The following is a 21,905-nucleotide window of genomic DNA, read 5'->3' as shown; positions in this document are numbered from 1 at the left end:
ACCCCGGGTGACCGAAACCCTCACGCGGCTGCGCTACCGCTACTGGCCCGACCACTGGGTCGGCGAGATCCTGTCCAAGCGCTGGACGGAGACCGCCATCCCGGTGCTGTTGCTGGCCGTCGTCGTCTTCGTCTCGGGGCGGCTGATCGGCAACTTCTACACGGCCGGCGCGCTGGCCGACACCTTGCGGCAGGCCGGCGAGATCGGCCTCATCGTGCTGGGCATGGGGCTGGTGATGATCGTCGGCGGCATCGACCTCTCGGTGGGGTCGATGTTCGCGCTGACGAATTTCTTCGCGCTGCTGTTCATCCACGTGCTGAAGTGGCCTGTGCTGCTGGCGGTGCCCGCGACCTTGCTGTGTGGCGCGGTGCTGGGCGCGGTCAACGGCTACCTGATCGGCTACCTGCGGCTGCGCGCCTTCCTCACGACGCTCATCACGCTGATCATCTTCCGCTCGGTGTACGAGATCCTGAGCGGGCAGTATTCGACGGCGATCGCGGGCAACCTGCCGGATTCCGAGGTGTGGGACTTCATCGGCAGCGGGGCTTTCCTGGGGCTGCCGACGGTGGCGTGGTCCTATGCCGTCGTGGCCGTCGCTGGACACATCATGCTGACGCGGCTGCGGCTGGGCTGGCACATCATGGCCATCGGCGGCTCGCGGCGCTCGGCCTACAACGGCGGCATCGCGGTGCGTCGCACGGTTTTTCTCTGCTATGTGGGCTGCGGCGTGCTCTCCGGCGCGGCGGGCTGCTTCTTCGCCTCGCGGCTGGCGACGGCCGGGGCGGACATCGGCATCGGCATGGAAGTGCTGGTGCTCACCGCGGCGGTGATCGGCGGCATCAGCCTGGGGGGAGGGCGCGGCTCGGTCACCAAGGCGATGGTGGGCACGCTGCTGGTGCTGCTCATCACCAACGGGCTCACGTCGATGTCGGCCTCGGGCGGCGTGATCCGCATGGTGCTGGCGGGCATCCTGATCCTGGCGGCGGTCATCGACGTGCGCTGGCTCAAGAACCGGCAGCGCATCATCAGCAAGGTCTATGTGAGCCCGACCTATCACCGGCTGGGCACCGCGCCGGATTGCAGCATGGGCGGTGGCGGCGCCTTCGCGCTCAACAACAAGCTGCGCGACGTGAAGCTGATCGGCCTGGGCCGCATCGAGTCCCCGGAGGACGTGATCCTCGACCGCGATGACAACCTCTACGCCGGATCGCGGCACGGCGACATCATCCGCTTCTTCGCGCCGGACTACGAGCGCATGGAAGTCTTCGCGCACATCGGCGGGCAGCCGCTGGGCATGGCTTTCGACCGCGAGCACAACCTGTACGTCTGCATCGGTGGCATGGGGCTGTACCGCATCAAGCCCGACAAGACGGTCGAGCGTGTGACCGATGAAACCAACCGGAGCTGGCGCTCCATCAACGACGACAGCCGCCTGCGCCTGGCCGACGACCTCGACATCGCCGACGACGGCCGCATCTTCTTCAGCGAGGCGACGGTGCGCTACGAGATGGACGAGTGGCCGGTCGACGGGCTGGAGGCGCGCGGCAATGGCCGTATCGTCTGCTGGGACCCACGCGACAACTCGACGCGCACCGTGCTGCGCGACCTCAAGTTCCCGAACGGCATCTGCATCGCGAGCGACGGCCAGTCGATCCTGTTCGCGGAGACCTGGGGCTGCTGCGTGAAGCGCTACTGGTTCGACGGGCCGAAGAAGGGCCGGGTCGAGAGCGTGATCGACAACCTGCCGGGCTACCCAGACAACATCAACCTCGCATCGGATGGCAACTACTGGCTGGCGATGGTCGGCATGCGCTCGCCCTCGTACGACCTGGCGATGCGCATGCCGGGCTTCCGCAAGCGCATGGCCCAGCGCCTGCCGCTGGACGAGTGGCTGTTCCCGAACATCAACACCGGCTGCGTGCTCAAGTTCAACGAAGCGGGCGAGGTGCTGGAGACGCTGTGGGACCTGGGCGGAGAGAACCATCCGATGATCACCTCGATGCGCGAGCACAAGGGCCACCTCTACCTGGGCGGCATTTCCAACAACCGCATCGGCGTGTACAAGCTGCCCGGCGCGGACGCCACCTTCTCGCAGTACGAACGCCGCTGGAGGGCCGCCTGATGCGGGGCGCGCTGGGCGGCTTTGTCGATCGCGTGCTGGGGCGCGGCAGTGCGGCGATCACGGTGCCGGTGATGGACGGTGCGCTCAAGCCCAACCGCGTGCTCGACAACGCGCAGGTGGTGGCGGAACTGGAGGGCATCGACGATCTGGCAACCGACGGCTTCAGGCTGTATGCGACGGCCGGCCCGGTGCTCTACGGCCTGGAGGGCGGCAGCCTGGTCGAGATGCTTCGGATGGAGGCGGAGATCACCGCGCTGGCCGTGCACGAGAACGGCGCGGTGGCGCTGGCGGTGGGCGGCAAGGGTATGCGCGTGATGTCGCGGGGACGCACGGGATGGGGCGAGCGGGCCAGGCTGGAGCAGGTCTCGGGCGTGCCGTTGCGGGGTGTCAATGCGCTTTGTTTCGACGAGTCCGGCGAGAACATCCTGCTGAGCGACGGCTCGGCCGAGCATGCGCCGGCCGACTGGTGCCGCGACCTCATGGAGAAGGGCCACAGCGGGCGGGTCGTGCGCTGGGGCAGCGGCGGCCAGGCCGAGTTGCTGGTCAGCGGCCTGGAGCATGCCTTCGGCGTGTTGCCACTCGATGGCGAGGTCATCTTCAGCGAGAGTTGGCGGCATCGTGTCATGCGCGCGGGCGGCGCGAAGCCTGGGCCCGTGCTGTCGGACCTGCCGGGCTATCCCTCGCGCATGGCGCACGCGGCGGAGGGTGGGTTCTGGCTGACCTGCTTCGTCTGCCGGACGCAGCTCGTGGAATTCGTCCTGCGCGAGGACGCCTATCGCAAGCGCATGCTGCAGGAGATCGAGCCGAGCCTGTGGGTCGCGCCCGCGCTGCGCTCGGGGGCGAGTTTCCTGGAGCCGCTGCAGGGCGCGGGCGTCAAGCAGATGGGCGTGCTCAAGCCCTGGGCGCCGCCGCGGTCCTATGGGCTGGTGCTGCACGTCGACGCCGCCGGCCGCACGACGCGCTCGCTGCACAGCCAGGTCGATGGCAAGCACCACGGCATCACGGCCGTGGCCGAGTACCACGGTGCGCTGTATGCCGCCTCGAAGGGCGCCGGGCGCTTGCTGCGTGTCCCGTTCGACGCCATGGAGGACGCGGCATGACGGACATGGCCACCGATGCGATCGCGGGCGCCACTGCGACAGGCGCCGTCTTCGACAACGTGCTCGAATTGCGCGCCGCCACCAAGAAATACGCCGGCGTCCCGGCCATCGAGGAGGTCGACTTCACGCTGCGCCGCGGCGAGATCCATGCGCTGGTCGGCGAGAACGGGGCGGGCAAGTCGACGCTGACCAAGGTGATGGCCGGCGTGGTGTCGCTCTCCGGCGGGCAGATGCTCGTCGAAGGGCAGCCGGTCGACCTGCGCACGCCGCTGGAGGCCCGCCACAAGGGCATCGCGATGGTGTTCCAGGAAACCAGCCTGGTGCCGACCATGACCGTCGCGCAGAACCTCTACCTCGGGCAGGAGGCCTTCTTCAACCGGCTGCGCGGCGTCTACATCGCGGCGCAGCAGTTCATGCAGTCGCTCAACTTCGACGTGGACCCGACGGCCACCGTGGGCATGCTGGGCGCGGCCAAGAAGCAGATGGTGGAGATCGCGCGCGCGGTGCTGCACAAGGCCCGCATCATCATCTTCGACGAGCCCACGGCCAGCCTCACGCCGGAGGAGAAGAAGTACTTCTTCGACCTCATCTTCAACCTGAAGGCGCGCGGCGTGTCGATCATCTTCATCTCGCATGCGCTGGAGGAGGCGCTGCTGCTGGCCGACCGCATCACGGTGCTGCGCGACGGCCGGCATGTGGTGACCGATGACAAGGCCAACTTCGACCGCGCCCGCATCGTCAAGGCCATGGTGGGGCGCGACCTGTCGCAGACCCTGTATGGCCAGAAGAAGACCACCGTGCGGCCGCAGGGCGAATGCCTGCTGGCGGTGCGCAACCTGCGCATGGCGTCGATGGTCAAGAACAACTCGCTGTCGGTGTTCGCGGGGCAGGTGACCGGCGTGTTCGGGCTGGTGGGAGCGGGGCGGACCGAGACTTTCAAGGTGGTGGCCGGCCTCATCAAGCGCGACTTCTTCCACGGCGGCGAGGTGCTCCTGCGCGGCAAGCCGGTGCGCTACAAGGTGGCGCGCTCGGCGGTGCGCGACGGCATCGCCTACATCACCGAGGACCGAAAGATCGAGGGCTTCTTCGAGACCATGTCGATCCAGCAGAACATCTACATGGGCCTGCTGGGCCGCGTGGGCAGCGCCTTCGGGCTGGTGTCGGGCGCGAAGGCGAGGGCGGTCGGCGAGCACTGGACCAGGCTGCTCAACGTGCGCGCGATCAGCAAGGACGTGAAGGTGATCGAGCTTTCCGGCGGCAACCAGCAGAAGGTGGTGATCGCCAGGTCGCTGGTGCAGGACCCGGACGTGATCATCTTCGACGAGCCCACGCGCGGCGTGGACGTGGGCGCCATCGCCGAGATCCATGCCGAGATCAACCGCCTGGCCGACGCCGGCAAGGCCGTGGTCGTGATCTCGTCCTACCTGCCGGAGGTGATGTCGCTGTCCGACCGGATCCTGGTGGCGAAGCAGGGAAAGGTGGTGGTCGAGTTCTCTGCGCTGGAGGCGACGCAGGAGAAGATCATGTACGCGGCAATTCATTGACTCACCCCCGAAGCTGCGCTCCCCCCTGCGGGGGAGGCGGCTCACGCAGCGACATGGATACTGGCATGAGATTCGCCTGACAAAACCAGTCTCATGAAATTCCTCGACGAGCATGCGGTCCGCCGGTTCCTGCACATGGACGCCTTGATTCCCGCCATGGAAGAGGCGCTGCACGCACTGTCCTCCGGCGGGGCCGTCCAGCCCTTGCGCAACGTGCTGTCCGTGCCGGGACAAGGCGGCTTCTTCTTCACGATGCCGGCGAGCGTCTCGGGCCAGCTCGGCGCCAAGCTCGTGACCTTCTATCCCGAGAACAAGGGCGTGCACACGCACCACGCGCTGATCATGCTGTTCCGGCAGGAGACCGGCGAGCCGCTGGCGGTGATGGACGGGCGGCTCATCACCGAGATGCGCACCGCCGCCGTATCGGCAGTGGCCACGCGGCTGCTGGCCCGCAAGGACGCGCGCTCGCTGGCGATCCTGGGCTCTGGCGTGCAGGCGCGCAGCCACCTGGAGGCGCTGCGGCTGGTTCGTCCGTTCGAGCAAGTCAGCGTGTGGAGCCCGAACCACGGCGAGGCCTTTGCGCGCGAACACGGCGTGCGCGCGGCCGCCTCGGCGGAGGATGCGGTGCTGGGCGCCGACGTCATCGTGGTCGCCACCACGTCACGCACGCCGGTGCTCCAGGGCAGCTGGCTGTCGCCGGGCGTCCACATCAACACGGTCGGCGCGCCCCGGCCCGACTGGCGCGAGCTGGACGACGAAGCGCTGGGCCGTTGCCGGCTGTACGTCGAGGCGCGCGAGGCCGCGTCGCGCGAGTCGGGCGATGTCATCGCGGCCGGTCACATCTTCGCGGAGCTGGGCGAGGTCATCGATGGAAGCCGTCCGGGGCGGCAGCATGCCGACGACATCACCCTTTTCAAGTCGGTGGGGGTGGCGGTGGAAGACATCGCGGCCGCCGGACTGGTGTATCGGGCGTCGATGGACGCTGCGCAAGCGCAATAGGGACGTCCTGGCCTCCGGGTCGGCGCAGCGGGCCGCTGGGAGGCTCGCTGCCGGCGCGTATCACCGCGCCTGCAAGGCGAGCGGGTTCGGGGAGGGCTCGCCGACCTTGGCGAGCGTGTTGCGGTCGGTGTGATGAAAGGGCTCGGCGAGGCCCTGGATCTGCATCACGGTGTCCTGGTCGTAAGACCAGGTGCCCTCCGGCTGGAACGCGACCTTGATGCGCCACTCCAGCGTGGTGAACGCGTGCTCGATGAAGGGGTTGGACACGATGCCGTTCACCAGGCTGCCATGCGTGGCCACGAGTTCGAAGCTGTCCGCGTCCGCGCTCACCTTGCCGCTGGCCATGGCGATCTGGCCGCGCGGAATGGCCAACGTGAGCATGACCGTTTCCGTGGCCGGCTCCCACAGCCAGTAGCCGACCTGGTCGTGGTACATCTTGGTGAAGCCGGTCTTGTGGATGAAGGTGTGATAGCGCAAGCCATAGAGCACCTGCGGGCCGTTGGTCTGCGGGTCGATCGGTTGCAACTCGTAGTGTTCGACGTAGGTCTGCGTCTTCGGGCCCTGGGCCTTGGGCTTCACGTCCACGCCCTTCTCGCCGCGCCACAGGCCGGCCATGCGGCGCAAGGGGCCGAGGTTGGCGAGGGTCTGGCCGTCCAGGTCGGAGGGCTCGGTATAGATGTCGGCTGGAAACGTGGGCATGGGCATCGGGCTTGGGAGTGGATAGGACGAATTTTTGCCGACCCACTGCAAAAAAGGCCTTGCGGGGCGGGCAGCGAGCGCCGGAAATTCGGTGGCTATGATGACTCAAGACTGATCAAAACCCGGCCTGAATGCGGGTTGCGGCCCATGACCACCCCGTCCACCGAATCCACCCCAGCGCCAGAGAGGCGCCTCAGGCCGGCCCGCCCGGGCTGGCTGCCCGTCGTCGACGCCGCGCGTTGCACGGGCTGCGGCTGGTGCGTGGCCGCGTGCGACCTGCACCTGTTGAGCCTGGAAGTCGTGCAATGGCGAAAGACTTCGGTGCTGCACGACGCCGAGCGGTGCACGGGCTGCAGCGATTGCGCGGTGGTGTGCCCGTTTCGTGTGATTGCGATGAGGAAGGGGTGAGCGCCGGACAGCAGTGTCCCGTACGCCCGCTCCTCACTTCGCTCTCTTCTTCTGCCGGCGAATTTGCTTGCGAGCAAGCGCGTTGCCAAGCGTGACGGCGACGAGCAGGGCGAGCTGGCGCGTCAGCATGCGCGTGCCGAGGGCTACGCGGGCGTCCACCTCGCGCTGGGTCGCTGCGACACGTGCAAGCCCGGCATAGTCGGGAACGTCCGCGGCAACGGCCGCAGTTGCTCCCCGACCCGTTGCTCCCAGGCCCGTTGCTCCCTGGCCCGTTGCGTGCGCAAGCTCGGTCTTCGATGTGCCGGCAGCCTGGACATCGGCCGCGACCTTGGTCGCGTCCACGGCTTTCTCTCCGGCGAGAGAGCCATGGGCATCGGCATAGACCTTGGTGAACTCCGCACCGAGCAGGAAGATCTGCGCAGCGTAGTAGACCCAGGCGACCAACACCACCAGCGATCCGGCGGCCGCGAAGGACTCGGTGACGCCGCTCTTGCCCAGGTACAAGCCGATCCCCAGCTTGCCCAGCTCGAACAGCAGCGCCGTCACGCCCGCGCCGATCCACACGTCGCGCCAGGCAATCCTCGCGGTCGGCATCAGCTTGAAGATCATGGCGAAGAGCAGGGTGACGATGCCAAACGAGATGAGCAGGTTGAGCGACTGCATCAACGCCTCCCAACCCGGCATCAGTCCGCCGAACCAGGTGTCGAAGGCAGCCAGTCCGGCGCTCACCATCAACGAAACGATGAGCAGGAAGGCCACGCCCAGGATGAGCCCGAACGACAGCACCCGCGCACGCAGCACGGCCCACACGCCACTCGGCTTCTCTTTTTCCGGGACATGCCAGATCCTGTCGAGCGCGCTCTGCAGCTCGGCGAAAACCGTCGTCGCACCCACCAGCAGCACCACGAGACTGATGATGCCGGCCACCAGGCCCTTGTCGGTGTCGGACGCGGCACGCAGCATGGCTTCCACGGCGGTCGCGCCATCCTGGCCGACCAGTCCGCCGATCTGCGCAACGATCTGGTCCTGGGCCGCATCCCGACCGAAGATCGCTCCTGCGACAGCGATGACGATCACCAGCAGCGGCGCAAGCGAAAAGATGGTGTAGTAGGAGATCGCGGCGCCCATGCTCGGCGCGAAGTCGTCGATCCAGGCCATCACCGCCTTGCGGCAGAGATCGAAAAGGTGCTTGGGGCTCACGGTGTCCTTCCTTTCCCGGCCGCGGCGGGCTTGCTGGCGCCGCCGGCTTGCTTCACGGCGCCTCCCACCGTGCGCTGTACGTTCGCGCAGTTCGTTTCCTCGCCGGGTCCGGTCTCGATCAGGGGCAGCAGTGCCGCGATCGGGTTGATGGTCGCCAGCGCCACCACGCCGCCTGCGCGAAGGAGGAGGGGGCCCTTCACGACCTCGTAGTCCGGCTTCTTGAAGCTGCCATGCACGCGCACCGGGGTTCGAAGGGAGAGCAGGCCGACCTGCTTCGGCTTCGGTGCGACAGTCATGTCGAAGCGTTCGTGCTCCAGGTCGAACCAGCCGCTGCCCAGCACCTGCGTCTGCTCGGTGTCGAGCACGAACAGCGTCGACTTGCCGCGCCCGCCCGCAACGTCGAAGGCCACGCCGCCGCAACGGATGACAATGTCCTTGTCCCCTTCCGCCAGCAGCGCGAGCACCTTGCCGCCGTTCAATCCGCTCGCCGCATCGAGCAGGTTGGAGATGCGTCCATTGACCACGGTCGCGGCGATGCGCCCGTCCGCCTTCGCGGCCGCGTCGGCAATCGAATTGCCGGTGCCCTTGAGGTGGAGGGTCGCGCCGACCCGGCCCGCACCCTTCGCGATGGTCTCGTTGTCGGGGACGAGCTGGTCGACACGCACGCGTTGCAGATCGACCTGGACATCCGACTTGAGCGTGGGTTCCCTCGCATCGAGCGACACCCGCGACGCGATGGTCCCGCCCGCGAAGCCGAAATCGAGCGGCTCGACTTTCAGGATCGCGTCGTGCAGGTGCAGCGAGGCCTTCAGGCTTTGCAGCGGCAGCGCGTCCGGCACGACGAGCTTGGTGGCGACGAAATCGACGTCGGCATCGATCTTCTGCAATCGGCTCCCTTCGAAGGTGCCCGCCGGCAGCACGTGGTCGGGATCGATCGCCTTTTCCTTGGCCTTGGCAACGGGGCGGTTGCTGGTTTCGCTTTGGGACATCGCTGGCTTGCCGCCGCTCTGCCGGGTCTGGACGCCGACGAGGGGGCCCAGGTCGGCGATGTCAAGCAGCTTGCTGTGCAGGTCGGCGCTCAGCAGCGGCCGCGGCTTCTGGTCGACATAGGCGCCCTTGCCGGTGACATCGCTGGAGCCGATCCTGCCCGCCAGGTCGTCCATCGTGTAGCGGTTGCCCTTCAGGACCAGGTGGCCCTGCAGTTGGTAAGGCGGGGACGCGGGCAGCGGCAGCAGCAGGAACGGATAGAGGTTGGCCAGCGTCTGGCCCTCGATGCGCAGTTGCGTGTCGATGGCGGAGATGTTCGCCGCGTCGGCGATCGTCCCTTCCACGGCAAGTTTGGTGGTCCCTGCGTTGAGTTGGCCCTTGAGCGGGAAGGGCACGCCGGACTCCTGGAAGCTCAGCACATCACCGGTCAGCGCGCGGCCGGAAAACCCTGCGTCGTGGTAAGTACCCTTGAAGTCGTACTGCGTCGTATAGCGATTGTTGGACGGCTTGGCATCGGCGTCCTTCACCTTTTCCTGGCTCGCGGGATCGAAGGTGCTGCCGAGGACATCGAGCACGAAGGGCTCGCCATGGTCGATGTAGCGCAGGTGGCCGTGGTCCACCGAGAGCGTGCTGATTCGCAACTTGCTCGGCGACGTGTCCGATGGGTCCGAGAGGATCCAGTTCTTGCGGTTGTCCGGCAGCCGTTCGAAGACCAGTTCAGGACGTGTGAGCGCCACGCGCGGAACGAGGATTTTTTCTGGCAGGTCCCGCAGTGCAACCGAGAACTCGAGCGCTTCGATCTTCGCCATGGCGGGTTCGTCCTTCGACCACTTGGCGTTGCCGAAGTAGACGTCGCGCATGCGAATCGTCGGCGTCAGCCCGAGCTTGACGTGCAGGTCGGAGATCCGGAATTCGCGCTCGGTCTTCCTGGAGATATAGCGCTCGAGCGGTGGACGCACCCAGTTCCAGTCGAACAGGATGACGAACGCGACCAACAGCAGTGCCAGCACTCCGATCGTGGTCAACGCCGGATGGCGGCGCAGCGGTGCAAGCACGGGTTGCTTCATGGTGTCACGGCCCGTGGCTTTCCCAATCGCTCGTGAAGGGGTATCGCGCCGCCCAGGATTGCGACAGTCGCGGCTCGGCGTCGACGCGGCGCACGATGTCGGCCATCCGCGGCGCCTCGCGGTAGAACCGCAGCCGGCGCGGTTGCCAGCGCGAGATCACCGTGACGTACAGGTCGAGAACGCTGATGTCCTCACCCAGGAGGTAGCGTGAGTCCCTTTGCATCTGGGCGTCCATCACGCGCCAGCAGGCAGCGATCCGTTCTGCGCTGCGCTCCTCGATCACGGTCGCGGCGGCACTGTCGAGGGCGAGTCGCGACGGTTTGTCACGCACCCAGTAGAGCGCATAGATCGACGCCGATACGAAGCTCATCCACCGCAGGTACTGCGCGCGCCTCGGGTCGTCGACGGTGGGTGCCAGGCGGGCTGAGGGATAACGGTCGCCCAGCCAGATCAGGATCGCTGCGCTTTCGGTCATCACTTCGCCCGAAGGGAGAACGAGCACCGGAACTTGTCGCATCGGGTTGACTTCGCTGAGCTTGTCCCGCTCGCCGTCGCCGCACCACGGCGCAACGTCGATCACCTCCACCGGCGCGCCGAGCAGCGTCAGGGCTGCATGGATCGGCGTCGCGCCGGAACCCGGTGCGCCGTAGAGGACGAAAGAAGATGAGTTCATGCCCCGCTGACCCGGCAGCGCTCAGGCCAACCGTCTCAGATAGGTATCGACGCTGTCCGTCAGCGCGGTGTCCTCCGGCACGATGCCCTGCGGCGTCAGGTGGTCGACGACATCGGGCAGCAGTTCGGAGATCCCTGCTCGCGCCTCGTCACTGCTGATGCCAGCCTGGTCGGCCACATGTTGCAGTTCGTTGGCATCGAATATTTCATCGATCGCGCCGGGCGGCAACGGCTCGTTGTCGCTGTCGCCTACCCAGGAAGCGGCTTGTCGCCCATAGCCTTTCTGAGTGAGCCGGCCCAGCAGATCGCCCAAGCCTCCGAGCCCGCCTGCGCTCGCTGTCGCCCCGTTGTAGGCGCCACCGTCCTGGGCGCCCTGCCGGCTCAGCATGCTCAGAAGTATGGGAAGCAACGCCATCAGCAATGGACCTCGCACGCCGCCGCCGGGCCGCGCGGCCCCGCGTGTGCCGAGTGCACTGTGGACGAATCCGCCGACTATCTCGGAAAGCATGCCCATGAGTCACCTCCAGCAGGTTGAAAAGAGAAGTTTGCGCGCCGCGCCGGGACACGATGAAGGCGCACTTCGGCAAATCGAGGCAGCCGGGACCTACGCCGCCTCACAACCATTCCTCGTCGACGGCGCAACGCGGCAGCACAAGCGTGTCTCGGATCGCATCGCGATGCCGTCGGTGTCGCCAGTCCTATCGCAGCCGCCCGGATCGGGACTTGCCCGCGGCAAGCCGAATCCGTGGGGCGGCCGCCGTGTTCAGCCCATGGGTCCTCTCGTACTGCAGGAGGACCGCCTCGTTGCGAGCGCTGCTTTGCGTGGCAACCAGGTCGCGTGGCACTGCCACCTCGAGATCGCGCATCCGCGCCTCGGCCACGGTGGTCATGACGCACTGATCGCTGGAGACGCCGGCGACGTAGATCTTGCGCACGCGGAGGTGATGGAGGAGCAGCGTCAGGGGCGTGGCGTGGAACGCGGAGTGCTTGGGCTTCAGCACGAAGTAGTCCTCCGGGCCTGGCAGCAGGAGAGTGGTCACCGTCGCCGCGTCGCCCCCGCACGCGATCGAGCTCTCGACCAGCGCCTTCCAGTCCGATCGCCAGCGGCCGAGGTTGTCGTTCGCGTAGATCGTTGGCACACCGGCGCGGCCACACCGCTTCTTGAACGCTGCGATCGCCGGCGCGATCGCCAGGGCGCCGGGGCGCAGCTTCCCGGCATCCGGGAAGTCCCAGCAGCTGATCATGTCGATGATGAGAAGCGCTTCACCGCCCGCGGCGACTTCCGAAGCCAACGCATTGCCGCGAGCTGTCGCCATGATGGTCAACCAAAGAGATCGGCGAACCCGGTCATCCGGCCGGCTCCGTCTTGAACAGGCCGCGGATGTTGAGCGCGGCCAGGCACAGCTGCAGCGCGATCAGTGCCCACGCGCCGGTATGGAGACCCCAGCCAACCCACAGGACGTTGCTGAGCAGGAAGATCCAGAACCCGAGGTTGCGACGGCCCCTGGCGTTCGATCCGACCAGGTACGCCGCAGCCACCGAGGTCGCGAAGGCAGGCCACTGGATCAGGTCGAGAACCTCCGCCATGGCCCATCAGGTTGTGGGCAACACGGAAGGGATGAACTCCGCTTCGTTGTGAGCGGGAACCGCAACTGCGAGCATGCTGGAACTCCATCTTGCCGACGTGGCCCACGGACGGTAATGCCCGGGCGGCGCGCGTTTCGTCGGCAAAGAGTGGGATGGGTTGTAGGCGCGGGAGGCGCTACGCTCCGGAAGCGCCGGACTTGAAGCTGGCTGAACCGGTCACTCCGGCAGCGGCAACGCACTCGTGCACTTGAACTCGTCCAGGCACACGCTCGATCGCACGGCATCCACGCCCGGCAGGCGCATCAGCTTGTCGATGAGGAACTGGGACAGCGACTTCAGGTCGCGGGCGATCACCTTGATCATGAAGTCGTAGTCGCCGGTGGTGGAGTAGCACTCCAGCACTTCGGGCAGGTCCACCACGACGTCGGTGAACTTGGACATCTCGCGGATGTGGCCCTTTTCCATCGCCACGTGGATGAAGGCGACGACGTGCAGGTCCAGCTTGGCGGCGGTCAGGCGCGTCTCGTAGCGCGCGATGAAGCCAGCTTCCTCCAGCCGCTTGTGCCGGCGGTGGCACTGCGCCGGAGACAGCCCCGCGGCCTCGGCCAATTCGAGGTTCGACGCGCGTCCGTGGTCCTGCAAAAAAGCCAGGATCTTGCGGTCGATCCGGTCGAATTCAAGGTCATGCAATATCGTCTCCTAATGTGAACAAAACGCGCAATCATATTGCGCCGGTGAGGGTTCGCCCTAGCTTGGGATGAAAGCAGATTGTTTGTGCATAAGTTCACACTTCTCCTCCTCGAAAGCAGTTCAGCGACGGGAATCACAAGCTTCCTCACTCGGACGGTTTTTCGAATTCGGGCCATCCGCTCCTCTTCATTTTTGGACCTCACCGTGAAATATTCTTTCCTGCGCACCCCCCTGTCGCTGCTCGCCGTTGCCCTCGCCGGCGTTGCCACTGCGCCTTCCTTTGCCGCCGAGAAGTCGGTCGCCGTCACCTCGATCGTCGAGCACAAGGCGCTCGACGCCGTGCGCGATGGCGTCCGAGACGAGTTGAAGGCCGCCGGCTTCGAGCCCGGCAAGAACCTGAAGTACGAGTTCCAGAGCGCGCAAGGCAACACCGGCACGGCCGCGCAGATCGCCCGCAAGTACGTCGGCGAGCGTCCGGACGTGATCGTGGCCATTGCCACGCCATCGGCGCAGGCCGTGGTGGCCGCGAGCAAGGACATCCCGGTCGTCTACAGCGCCGTGACCGACCCGGTCGCGGCCAAGCTGGTCAAGAGCTGGGATGCATCGGGCACCAACGTGACCGGCGTGTCGGACCTGTCGCCGCTGGAAAAGCACCTGGACCTGATCAAGCGCGTGGTGCCGAATGCCAAGCGCGTGGGCGTGATCTACAGCCCGGGTGAAGCCAACTCGGTGGCCATCGTCGAGGCGCTGAAGAAGGCCATGCCGGCCTCGGGCATGACGCTGGTGGAAGCCTCCGCTGCACGCACGGTCGACGTGGCGAGCGCGGCACAGAGCCTGGTCGGCAAGGTCGACGTGATCTATGCGCCGACCGACAACAACGTGATGTCCGCCTTCGAAGGCATCGTCAAGGTCGCGCAGCAAGCCAAGATCCCGGTGGTGGCGGCCGACACCGACGCCGTCAAGCGCGGCGCCGTCGCGGCTCTGGGCCTGAACTACTACGACATCGGCCACCAGACCGGCAAGATCGTCGTCAGCATCCTCCAGGGCAAGGCGCCGGGCACGATCGCCTCGCAGACCAGCAACACCTTCGAACTGCACGTGAACCCGGCGGCTGCGGAAAAGCAGGGCGTGAAGCTGTCCGAAGCACTCATCAAGTCGGCCCAGGTCGTCGTCAAGTAAGCAGGGCCGCAGAACATGTCGCTCATCGCCTCGCTTGGCGCCATCGAGATCGGCCTGATATTCGGGTTGGTCGCGCTGGGTGTCTTCCTCTCCTTCCGCATCATCAACTTTCCGGACCTGACGGTCGACGGCAGCTTCCCGCTCGGCGGCGCCGTGGCGGCGACGCTGATCGTCGCTGGCTGGAATCCGTTTGCCGCCACGGCCGCAGCCATCGTGGCCGGCGCCATGTCGGGCTACCTCACGGCCTGGCTCAACGTGCGGCTGCGCATCATGCAACTGCTCGCCAGCATCCTCGTGATGATCGGGCTCTACTCGGTGAACCTGCGCATCATGGGCAAGCCCAATGTCGCGCTGATCAACGATGCGACGGTGTTCAGCATGCTCGACTTCGGCGGCATGCCCGACTACTGGCTCAAGCCCATCGTGCTGCTGGTGATCGTGGTGGTGGCCAAGGTGCTGATCGACCTGTTCTTCGCTTCGGAGATCGGCCTGGCGATGCGCGCCACTGGTGGCAATCCGCGCATGGCGCGGGCGCAGGGCATCTCGACGGATCGCCAGACGGTCTGGGGCCTTGCGATTTCCAACGCGCTGGTCGCGCTGGCCGGTGCACTGTTCGTGCAGTCGCAGGGCGGGGCGGACATCTCGATGGGCATCGGCACCATCGTCGTCGGCCTGGCCGCGGTGATCATCGGCGAGACCATCCTGCCGGCCCGCAGCCTCGTCATCACGACGCTGGCCTGCGTGCTGGGGGCAGTGCTGTATCGCTTCTTCATCGCGCTGGCGCTGAACAGCGATTTCATCGGGTTGAAGGCACAGGACCTGAACCTCGTCACGGCCGTGCTGGTGGCGCTCGCGCTGCTGGTTCCCAACTTCCGCCGCAAGCTCGCGGGCATGTTTGCCGGCGCGCGCAACACCCACGTCGCTGCAGTCAAGGAGGCCAAGTAATGTTGCGCGCAAAAGGACTCGAGATCACGTTCAACGCCGGTACGCCGATCGAGAACCGCGTGCTGCGCGGGTTGAACCTCACCATTCCGACGGGCCAGTTCGTCACCGTCATCGGTTCCAACGGCGCCGGCAAGTCGACCTTCCTCAACGCCGTCAGCGGCGACCTGATGGTCGACAGCGGCAGCATCCGGATCGACGATGCAGACGTCACGCGCCTTGCCGCATGGCAGCGCTCCGACCTGGTGGCCCGCGTGTTCCAAGACCCGATGGCCGGCACCTGCGAAGCGCTGACCATCGAGGAGAACATGGCGCTCGCGTTCAAGCGCGGCGCGCGGCGCAGCTTCGGCTTTGCCGTGAAGCGCAGCCTGCGCGAGTTCTTCCGCGAGAAGCTCAGCATGCTCAACCTCGGGCTGGAAAACCGGCTCGCGGACCGCATGGGCTTGCTCTCCGGCGGCCAGCGCCAGGCCGTGAGCTTGCTGATGGCGTCGCTGCAACCGTCGCGCATCCTGCTGCTCGACGAGCACACCGCGGCGCTCGACCCCAAGACGGCGGCGTTCGTGCTCGAACTCACCGCGAAGATCGTCGAAGGCAGCAAGCTGACCGCCATGATGGTCACGCACAGCATGCGCCAGGCGCTGGACTACGGCACACGCACCGTGATGCTGCATGAAGGCCGCGTGATCCTCGACGTCGAAGGCGAGGAACGCGCGGGCATGGACGTGCCCGACCTGCTGCACATGTTCGAGAAGACCCGCGGCGAGAAGCTGGACGACGACAAGCTCCTGCTCGCTTGATACCTCACACCCAATTCCGAAAGATCGAAATGAAAGAACTCCTGAACCGCTTCGAGAACAAGTCTCCCGAGATCGTCTTCGAATGGCATGACGCCGAGACGCCCGCCAAGGGCTGGGTGGTCATCAACTCCTTGCGCGGCGGCGCGGCCGGTGGCGGCACGCGCATGCGCCCCGGTCTCGACCGGCGCGAAGTGGTGTCGCTGGCCAAGACGATGGAAGTCAAGTTCAGCGTCTCCGGCCCGGCCATCGGCGGCGCCAAGTCGGGCATCGACTTCGACCCAGCCGACCCGCGCAAGGTAGGCGTGCTGCAACGCTGGTACAAGGCCGTGACGCCGCTGCTCAAGACCTACTACGGCACGGGCGGCGACCTCAACGTCGACGAAGTGCACGAGGTGATCCCGATCACCGAGAGCTACGGTTTGTGGCATCCGCAGGAAGGCGTGGTCAACGGCCACTACCAGCCGACCGACAGCGAGCGCATCCAGAAGGTCGGCCAGTTGCGCATGGGCGTGGCCAAGGTCGTCGAGGACCCGCGCTACACGCCGATCAGCGGCCGCAAGTACGTGGTGGCGGACCTGATCACCGGCTGGGGCGTGGCCGAATCGGTGCTGCATTACTACAGCCTCTACGGCGGCAAGATCCTCGGCAAGCGCGTGGTGGTGCAGGGCTGGGGCAATGTCGGCGCGGCTGCGGCCTACTACCTCGCGCAGGCCGGCGCCAAGGTGGTCGGCATCATCGACCGCCAGGGCGGCGTGCTCAATGCAGAGGGCTTCAGCTTCGCCCAGATCCGCACGATGTTCCTCAACAAGAAGGGCAACCAGTTGAGCACCGAGGACATGCTCTCCTTCGACGAGATCAACAAGCTGGTGTGGAACGTGGGCGCCGAGGTCTTCCTGCCCTGCGCCGGCTCGCGCCTGGTCACGCAGGAGCAAGTCGAGCAACTGATCGACGGCGGCCTCGAAGTGGTGGCCAGCGGCGCCAACGTGCCCTTCGCCGACAAGGAAATCTTCTACGGCCCGATCTACGAGCATGCCGACCACAAGGTCGCCGTGATCCCCGACTTCATCGCGAACTGCGGCATGGCACGCGCGTTCGCGTTCATGATGCAGGGCGATGCGGAGATCTCGGACGACGCCATCTTCCGCGACGTGTCGGCCACGATCGCCACGGCGCTGGAGGCTTGCCACGGCCGCTCGAAGGCGCACACGGGCATCGCGAAGACCGCGTTTGAGAATGCTCTGACGCAACTCGTTTGAGGTTGTCGCAAGTGCGGACTTGACCCAACGCGGAGATCGCGAGGGAACGCAAAAGTCGCAAAAAATCCAACAAGAAATTTTTGGTCTTCTTCTTTGCGACCTCTGCGAAACCTTTGCGACCTCTGCGTTCGGCTGTCCGATCCCGATCCCCGCCGCCCGCCCCCGCGAAGGCGCGTCAACTGATCCGCGTCAGCACGATCAACACCACCGTCACCGTGATCGCGCCGCCGATGCGTGTCGCGATCTGCGCGAAAGGCATCAGCGTCATGCGGTTGGCGGCCGTCAGGATCGCGACGTCGCCGGTGCCGCCCTGGCCGCTGTGGCACGCATTCACGATGGCCGCTTCGATCGGGTACATCTTCAGCAGCTTGCCGACGAATGCACCCACACCCATCAGCGTCATGACGGTGCACACGATGGTGATGATGGTCGGCAGGTTGAAGGCGGCCACCAGCTTGTCCCATGGCGTGAGCGAAACGCCGATGGCGAACAGCAGCGGATAGGTCACGGCGGTCGAGAAGAACTTGTAGACCACGAACGCGCCTTCCTGCAGTTGCGGCGACACCGCTTGCGTGAGCTTCACGATGACGGCGATGAAGAGCATTGCGACCGGCGCCGGCAGGCCGAACAGGCGCTGGCACATGATGCCCACGAGGTACAGCGTCAGCGCGGTGATGCCCGCGGCTGCGATGTGGGTCACGTCCATGTGGCCGGTGATCTCTTCCTTCGCCGGGTCCATGTCGTCATGCTCGCCGGGCTGCAGCCGGCCCTCGCCGGTCAGGTGCGGGTAGCGCTTGCCGACGTAATTCAAGGTGCCGGCCAGGATGATGGCCGTCAGGCTGCCGAGCATCACCGGCGGCAGCACCGTCGCGAACAGCGCGCCCTGGTCCTGGTGCAGGATGTCGGCATAGCCGATCGACAGCGGGATCGCGCCTTCGCCGACGCCGCCCGCCATGATCGGCACCACGATGAAGAAGAAGGTGTGGTACGCGCCCAGCCCGAGCAGCGTGCCGACGAGCGTGCCCACCGCGCCTGCCGCGACCGTGCCCGCCGCCAGCGGCACGAAGATCTTCAGGAAGCCCTTGATCAACACCTGCCGGTCCATGCTCAGGATGCTGCCGACGATGATCGACGCGATGAACAGGTAGAGGAAGTTCGACACCTTGGTGAAGTCGGTCGTGACCTTGACGATCTGCTCCGGCAGCAGGTGGTAGTAGACCAACGCCGACGGAATGAAGGTCGCGAAGATGGCCGCGGCGCCGATGTTGCGGATGATCGGAATCCGCTTGCCGATCTCGGCCAGCGTGAAGCCGAAGAAGGCGAACATCACGATCGCCAGCGAGATCTCGTTGGGCAGCTTGCCTGTGTATACGAGCCCCGCGATGAGCGCGCCGGCCAGCACGTAGACCGGCAGCGGGATGATGCCGATGCGGAACTCCATCACCTTCCACCAGCCGTGGGGCCAGAAGCCTTGCGGTGTCGATTCGACAGATGCCGGGAGCGCTGCGTCAGGTGTCTTCATGGCTTTTCTCCGTGACTTGGCAGTGTGGTTGTTCGCCGGAGAAAGAGCAATGGGAAGAATCTGCGTACCGCGGAGACTGCGCGCGAGGCGGCTCGCGTCCTACCTTCACACAGCTTGCGTGCGCGTGCGGCGCGGGCCTGCCTGCTGACATCCATCCAGTGCCCTGCGGTCCACACTGAGTCCATGAGTTGACGGCAGGAGATTCAAGATGACCGCATCGCAAGCACCCAGTGGATTTGTACTTTGTTTTTGCCGTTTGCAGGACGGCAACCAGCTCTATGCGTTCCCGTGCGATGCGCTCGGCAACGTCGACATGGATTCGCTGAGCGAAAAGGCCCGGCTCAACTACCTCTATGCGCGCGCCCTCAGGGGGTTGCAGGTTTCGTGGCCGGCGGTCCGGCGTTGCGCCTGACCACCGGCCGTCCCGCCATCAATCGATCAGTTGAGACTTCAGCGCGTAGTAGGTGAGGTCGCTGTTGCTGGCCAGGTTCATCTTCTCCATCAGCCGCGTGCGATAGGTGCTCACGGTCTTCACCGAAAGCGACAGTGCCTCGCCGATCGCTCCGATTGTCTCGCCCTTTGCCAGCTTCAGGAACACCTGGAACTCGCGCTCCGACAGGTGCTCATGCACGGGCGCGTTGTCCTTGCGGTCCAGTTGGCGCGCCAGCAGGTCGGCCACGGCCGGCGTGATGTAGCGCCGGCCCAGGGCGACCACATGGATGGCCTTCACGATCTCTGCCGGATCGCAGTCCTTGTTCAGGTAGCCCGAGGCGCCCTGGCGGATCATGTTCATCGCATAGTGCTCTTCGGGATAGCCGCTCAGGATGAGGATGCCGACTTCCGGCGCCTTGGCGCGGATCATGGCAATGGCGTCGATGCCGCTTTGCCCGGGCATCAGCAGGTCCATCACCAGGACGTCGATCTCGTTGTTGCGCACCAGGTCGATGGCTTCCCGGCCGCTCGCGGCCTCGCCGACCACCCGGAGATCGACATGGTTCGCAAAGTAGTCGCGCAGTCCGTTGCGGACGATGGCGTGGTCGTCGACGATGCCGATCTTGATCATGGAAATTCTCCTCATTGAAAAACCACCGGCGACCTGTGCCGGTGAAGTGTCAATCATCGGTGAACCGAATCGGCCATTTGGGGGTTCCCGTCGCTGTACTGCGTGAGGAAGAGCGCTTGTCCTTCACGGCGGTCGGAAAGCATCCTGCGTGAGCGCGCCGTGCCCTTGCCGAGGGCATGGTTTCGGGATGCCTGGCACGGCTCCGCTGCCCGCGTCCTACAGCCACGGGGTGCGCCGCCTCACAGGGCCGCGCATCGCCGTCTATATGTTTGCCAATTGCTGCCACGCGCGGCGATCCACCCCACGACACAACCCAAGGAATCACCATGAGCAAGGCTCCCCCGAAAAAGAATGATGCGGTCGACTTCCTCGATGCCGACCACATCGCGGTCAAGAAGCTGTTCCAGGAATTCGGCAAGCTCGCCGAAGCCAAGGCCCCCGCGGCCAAGCGCAAGGCGCTTGCGGACGAGATCTGCCGCTCGCTGACGGTGCACACCACCATCGAGGAAGAGATCTTCTATCCCGCGGCCCGCGCGGAAGTGCATGACGAGCCGATGATGGACGAGGCAACCGTCGAGCATGCGAGCGCCAAGGAACTGATCGCGCAGATCGAGGCCATGGGCGCCGACGAGCCGCTGTTCGATGCGAAGGTCGTCGTGCTGGGCGAGCAGATCGACCACCACGTCAAGGAAGAACGCGAGGAAATGTTCCCCAAGGCCCGCGCCTCCGGGATGGACCTGGTCGAACTCAAGGAACAACTGGCGGCGCGCAAGCAGGAACTCATGGCACAGGTGGAAGCCGCGGCCTGACCCCTCGGCGGCCCGGGGAAATGACCTTTTGCATTTCCCCCACTTGTGGCACCTACACGACACCTCCTGGCCCCGCGTCGCGCACACTCCGGGCATTGCCGCAATAGGAGGTGCGCATCATGCCCGAGCCCCGTGTCGACCTGGCCAAGCTCACGTTTGGCGTCTTGACGATCGTCCTGCTGATCCTTTCGTCGTTGTGGATCCTGCGACCCTTCCTGGGCGCGACGATCTGGGCCGCCATGCTGGTGGTGGCCACCTGGCCGGCGCTGCTGTGGTTCGAGGCGCGCCTCTGGAGACGGCGCGGCCCGGCGGTGCTGGTCATGGTGCTGATCCTGCTGCTGCTGTTCGTACTGCCGCTCACGATGGCGATCTCGACCATCGCCGCCAATGCCGATGACGTCATCGTCTGGGTCAAGTCGCTCACGCGCGATGGCCCGCTGCTGCTTCCTGACTGGGTCGCGCAGTTGCCCCTGGCCGGGCCGAAGCTCGCGACCGCATGGAATGAATTGGTGGCCTCGGGCATGTCGGGTGTGGAGGCCAAGGTCACGCCCTATGCCCGGCAGGTGACGAGCTGGCTGGTGTCGCAGCTGGGCGTGGTGGGGGCGCTGTCGGTGCAGTTCGTGCTGACCGTGGCCATTGCCGGCGTGATGTACGCCAACGGCGAGGATGCCGCCCAGTACATGCGCCGCTTTGGCCGCCGCCTCGGCGGCTCGCGCGGCGAGGATGCCGTGATCCTGGCCGGCAAGGCGATCCGTGGCGTGGCCATGGGCGTCGGCGTCACGGCCATCCTGCAGGCGGTGATCGGCGGGATCGGCCTGGCCATCGCGGGCATCCCGTTCGCGAGCCTGCTGACCGCCGTGATGTTCATGCTGTGCATCGTGCAGATCGGCCCGACGCTGGTGCTGGCGCCGGCCACGGTCTGGTTGTTCTGGAACGGCTCCACGGGGTGGGGCATCTTCCTGGCCGTGTGGACCCTCGTCGTCGGCACCATGGACAACTTCATCCGCCCCATGCTCATCAAGCGCGGCGCCGACCTGCCGCTGCTGCTGATCTTCGCGGGCGTGATCGGCGGCTTGCTGGGCTTCGGCCTGGTCGGCATCTTCGTCGGCCCGGTGATGCTGGCGGTGGCCTACACGCTGATCGACGCGTGGCTGGACGACAAGGAAGCGGACGGGCCGGTGGTGCAGCCCGTCGCGGTGGCGGTCGCGGTGCCGATCGTGCCGCCTGCGCCGTTGGAAACGACGCGCCCGCCCGCCTGATTT

At 66.0% G+C, this 21,905-nt stretch carries 22 protein-coding genes; 12 read left to right on the top strand and 10 right to left on the bottom strand.

Annotation, left to right across the window (positions count from 1 at the left end; genetic code table 11):
• The first annotated feature begins 7 nt into the window (after nt 1–7).
• From HCU76_RS32805 to HCU76_RS32790, 4 genes are all read left to right on the top strand, one after another.
• Nucleotides 8–2,122: an SMP-30/gluconolactonase/LRE family protein gene (locus HCU76_RS32805; RefSeq protein WP_218511600.1), complete on the top strand. Its 2,115-nt coding sequence runs from the start codon at nt 8–10 to the stop codon at nt 2,120–2,122.
• Nucleotides 2,122–3,222, top strand: a complete 1,101-nt coding sequence (locus HCU76_RS32800; RefSeq protein WP_218511599.1) for a strictosidine synthase — start codon at nt 2,122–2,124, stop codon at nt 3,220–3,222. Before HCU76_RS32805 ends, HCU76_RS32800 begins: the two co-directional genes overlap by 1 nt.
• Nucleotides 3,219–4,766 carry a sugar ABC transporter ATP-binding protein gene (locus tag HCU76_RS32795; RefSeq protein ID WP_218511598.1) on the top strand — a complete coding sequence of 516 codons (1,548 nt, stop codon included), beginning with the start codon at nt 3,219–3,221 and terminating at the stop codon, nt 4,764–4,766. Before HCU76_RS32800 ends, HCU76_RS32795 begins: the two co-directional genes overlap by 4 nt.
• A 93-nt stretch (nt 4,767–4,859) precedes the next feature.
• Nucleotides 4,860–5,765, top strand: coding sequence for an ornithine cyclodeaminase family protein (locus tag HCU76_RS32790; RefSeq protein ID WP_218511597.1), 906 nt, complete (start codon nt 4,860–4,862; stop codon nt 5,763–5,765).
• 60 nt (nt 5,766–5,825) lie between these two features.
• On the opposite strand, the gene HCU76_RS32785 is transcribed toward HCU76_RS32790, so the two are convergent.
• Nucleotides 5,826–6,464: an FABP family protein gene (locus tag HCU76_RS32785; protein WP_218511596.1), complete on the bottom strand. Its 639-nt coding sequence runs from the start codon at nt 6,462–6,464 to the stop codon at nt 5,826–5,828.
• Between the two features lie 147 nt (nt 6,465–6,611).
• Between HCU76_RS32785 and HCU76_RS32780 the strand changes: the two genes are divergently transcribed.
• Nucleotides 6,612–6,872, top strand: coding sequence for an ATP-binding protein (locus HCU76_RS32780; RefSeq protein WP_218511595.1), 261 nt, complete (start codon nt 6,612–6,614; stop codon nt 6,870–6,872).
• A gap of 33 nt (nt 6,873–6,905) precedes the next feature.
• Here the strand turns inward: HCU76_RS32780 and HCU76_RS32775 are convergent, their stop codons facing one another.
• The 7 genes from HCU76_RS32775 to HCU76_RS32745 form a co-directional block, all read right to left on the bottom strand.
• On the bottom strand, nt 6,906–8,072 hold the full coding sequence (locus tag HCU76_RS32775; RefSeq protein WP_371319943.1) for a YihY/virulence factor BrkB family protein: 1,167 nt from the start codon (nt 8,070–8,072) through the stop codon (nt 6,906–6,908).
• Nucleotides 8,069–10,126 (bottom strand): AsmA family protein, encoded by a 2,058-nt coding sequence (locus tag HCU76_RS32770; RefSeq protein ID WP_218511594.1) that lies wholly within the window; start codon nt 10,124–10,126, stop codon nt 8,069–8,071. Before HCU76_RS32770 ends, HCU76_RS32775 begins: the two co-directional genes overlap by 4 nt.
• Nucleotides 10,127–10,130: 4 nt before the next feature.
• Nucleotides 10,131–10,799, bottom strand: coding sequence for a glutathione S-transferase family protein (locus tag HCU76_RS32765; protein WP_218511593.1), 669 nt, complete (start codon nt 10,797–10,799; stop codon nt 10,131–10,133).
• A 21-nt stretch (nt 10,800–10,820) separates the two neighbouring features.
• Nucleotides 10,821–11,312 (bottom strand): YidB family protein, encoded by a 492-nt coding sequence (locus tag HCU76_RS32760; protein WP_213953838.1) that lies wholly within the window; start codon nt 11,310–11,312, stop codon nt 10,821–10,823.
• A gap of 184 nt (nt 11,313–11,496) precedes the next feature.
• Nucleotides 11,497–12,114, bottom strand: a complete 618-nt coding sequence (locus HCU76_RS32755; RefSeq protein ID WP_218511611.1) for a cysteine hydrolase family protein — start codon at nt 12,112–12,114, stop codon at nt 11,497–11,499.
• A 31-nt stretch (nt 12,115–12,145) separates the two neighbouring features.
• Nucleotides 12,146–12,385, bottom strand: a complete 240-nt coding sequence (locus tag HCU76_RS32750) for a hypothetical protein (protein ID WP_213953840.1) — start codon at nt 12,383–12,385, stop codon at nt 12,146–12,148.
• A gap of 216 nt (nt 12,386–12,601) precedes the next feature.
• Nucleotides 12,602–13,075: an Lrp/AsnC family transcriptional regulator gene (locus tag HCU76_RS32745; RefSeq protein WP_213953841.1), complete on the bottom strand. Its 474-nt coding sequence runs from the start codon at nt 13,073–13,075 to the stop codon at nt 12,602–12,604.
• Between the two features lie 204 nt (nt 13,076–13,279).
• Here HCU76_RS32745 and HCU76_RS32740 point away from each other — a divergent pair, with 204 nt between their 5' ends.
• Genes HCU76_RS32740 through HCU76_RS32725 form a run of 4 tightly spaced genes read left to right on the top strand, consistent with a single transcriptional unit; the run spans nt 13,280 to nt 17,249 of the window.
• The gene (locus HCU76_RS32740; protein ID WP_218511592.1) at nt 13,280–14,254 is read left to right on the top strand and encodes an ABC transporter substrate-binding protein; all 975 of its coding nucleotides are present in this window, start codon (nt 13,280–13,282) and stop codon (nt 14,252–14,254) included.
• Between the two features lie 15 nt (nt 14,255–14,269).
• On the top strand, nt 14,270–15,199 hold the full coding sequence (locus HCU76_RS32735) for an ABC transporter permease (RefSeq protein WP_213953843.1): 930 nt from the start codon (nt 14,270–14,272) through the stop codon (nt 15,197–15,199).
• Nucleotides 15,199–15,993: an ABC transporter ATP-binding protein gene (locus HCU76_RS32730; RefSeq protein ID WP_218511591.1), complete on the top strand. Its 795-nt coding sequence runs from the start codon at nt 15,199–15,201 to the stop codon at nt 15,991–15,993. Before HCU76_RS32735 ends, HCU76_RS32730 begins: the two co-directional genes overlap by 1 nt.
• 29 nt (nt 15,994–16,022) lie before the next feature.
• Complete coding sequence (locus tag HCU76_RS32725) at nt 16,023–17,249, top strand: Glu/Leu/Phe/Val dehydrogenase dimerization domain-containing protein (protein ID WP_218511590.1); 1,227 nt, start codon at nt 16,023–16,025, stop codon at nt 17,247–17,249.
• 175 nt (nt 17,250–17,424) lie between these two features.
• On the opposite strand, the gene HCU76_RS32720 is transcribed toward HCU76_RS32725, so the two are convergent.
• Nucleotides 17,425–18,771, bottom strand: coding sequence for a 2-hydroxycarboxylate transporter family protein (locus tag HCU76_RS32720; protein WP_213953846.1), 1,347 nt, complete (start codon nt 18,769–18,771; stop codon nt 17,425–17,427).
• Between the two features lie 208 nt (nt 18,772–18,979).
• Here HCU76_RS32720 and HCU76_RS32715 point away from each other — a divergent pair, with 208 nt between their 5' ends.
• Nucleotides 18,980–19,183: a hypothetical protein gene (locus HCU76_RS32715; RefSeq protein WP_213953847.1), complete on the top strand. Its 204-nt coding sequence runs from the start codon at nt 18,980–18,982 to the stop codon at nt 19,181–19,183.
• A gap of 18 nt (nt 19,184–19,201) precedes the next feature.
• Here the strand turns inward: HCU76_RS32715 and HCU76_RS32710 are convergent, their stop codons facing one another.
• Complete coding sequence (locus HCU76_RS32710) at nt 19,202–19,834, bottom strand: response regulator transcription factor (RefSeq protein WP_213953848.1); 633 nt, start codon at nt 19,832–19,834, stop codon at nt 19,202–19,204.
• 326 nt (nt 19,835–20,160) lie between these two features.
• Here HCU76_RS32710 and HCU76_RS32705 point away from each other — a divergent pair, with 326 nt between their 5' ends.
• The gene (locus HCU76_RS32705; protein WP_213953849.1) at nt 20,161–20,643 is read left to right on the top strand and encodes a hemerythrin domain-containing protein; all 483 of its coding nucleotides are present in this window, start codon (nt 20,161–20,163) and stop codon (nt 20,641–20,643) included.
• Nucleotides 20,644–20,762: 119 nt separating this feature from the next.
• Entirely contained in the window at nt 20,763–21,902 is a 1,140-nt protein-coding gene (gene ydiK, locus HCU76_RS32700) for an AI-2E family transporter YdiK (protein WP_213953850.1), read from the top strand.
• Nucleotides 21,903–21,905 lie beyond the last annotated feature (3 nt).

The sequence above is a fragment of the Variovorax sp. dw_308 genome (genome assembly GCF_019207085.1).
Taxonomy (GTDB): Bacteria; Pseudomonadota; Gammaproteobacteria; order Burkholderiales; family Burkholderiaceae_C; genus Variovorax.
This window is presented reverse-complemented; position numbering and strand designations above follow the sequence as displayed.

Coding starts and splice junctions, on each gene's coding strand:
- HCU76_RS32800 (WP_218511599.1), top strand. CDS start 2,122: ATGCGGGGCGCGCTGGGCGGCTTTGTCGATCGCGTGCTGGGGCGCGGC.
- HCU76_RS32795 (WP_218511598.1), top strand. CDS start 3,219: ATGACGGACATGGCCACCGATGCGATCGCGGGCGCCACTGCGACAGGC.
- HCU76_RS32790 (WP_218511597.1), top strand. CDS start 4,860: ATGAAATTCCTCGACGAGCATGCGGTCCGCCGGTTCCTGCACATGGAC.
- HCU76_RS32785 (WP_218511596.1), bottom strand. CDS start 6,464: ATGCCCACGTTTCCAGCCGACATCTATACCGAGCCCTCCGACCTGGAC.
- HCU76_RS32780 (WP_218511595.1), top strand. CDS start 6,612: ATGACCACCCCGTCCACCGAATCCACCCCAGCGCCAGAGAGGCGCCTC.
- HCU76_RS32770 (WP_218511594.1), bottom strand. CDS start 10,126: ATGAAGCAACCCGTGCTTGCACCGCTGCGCCGCCATCCGGCGTTGACC.
- HCU76_RS32765 (WP_218511593.1), bottom strand. CDS start 10,799: ATGAACTCATCTTCTTTCGTCCTCTACGGCGCACCGGGTTCCGGCGCG.
- HCU76_RS32760 (WP_213953838.1), bottom strand. CDS start 11,312: ATGGGCATGCTTTCCGAGATAGTCGGCGGATTCGTCCACAGTGCACTC.
- HCU76_RS32755 (WP_218511611.1), bottom strand. CDS start 12,114: ATGGCGACAGCTCGCGGCAATGCGTTGGCTTCGGAAGTCGCCGCGGGC.
- HCU76_RS32750 (WP_213953840.1), bottom strand. CDS start 12,385: ATGGCGGAGGTTCTCGACCTGATCCAGTGGCCTGCCTTCGCGACCTCG.
- HCU76_RS32735 (WP_213953843.1), top strand. CDS start 14,270: ATGTCGCTCATCGCCTCGCTTGGCGCCATCGAGATCGGCCTGATATTC.
- HCU76_RS32730 (WP_218511591.1), top strand. CDS start 15,199: ATGTTGCGCGCAAAAGGACTCGAGATCACGTTCAACGCCGGTACGCCG.
- HCU76_RS32725 (WP_218511590.1), top strand. CDS start 16,023: ATGAAAGAACTCCTGAACCGCTTCGAGAACAAGTCTCCCGAGATCGTC.
- HCU76_RS32720 (WP_213953846.1), bottom strand. CDS start 18,771: ATGAAGACACCTGACGCAGCGCTCCCGGCATCTGTCGAATCGACACCG.
- HCU76_RS32715 (WP_213953847.1), top strand. CDS start 18,980: ATGACCGCATCGCAAGCACCCAGTGGATTTGTACTTTGTTTTTGCCGT.
- HCU76_RS32710 (WP_213953848.1), bottom strand. CDS start 19,834: ATGATCAAGATCGGCATCGTCGACGACCACGCCATCGTCCGCAACGGA.
- HCU76_RS32705 (WP_213953849.1), top strand. CDS start 20,161: ATGAGCAAGGCTCCCCCGAAAAAGAATGATGCGGTCGACTTCCTCGAT.
- ydiK (WP_213953850.1), top strand. CDS start 20,763: ATGCCCGAGCCCCGTGTCGACCTGGCCAAGCTCACGTTTGGCGTCTTG.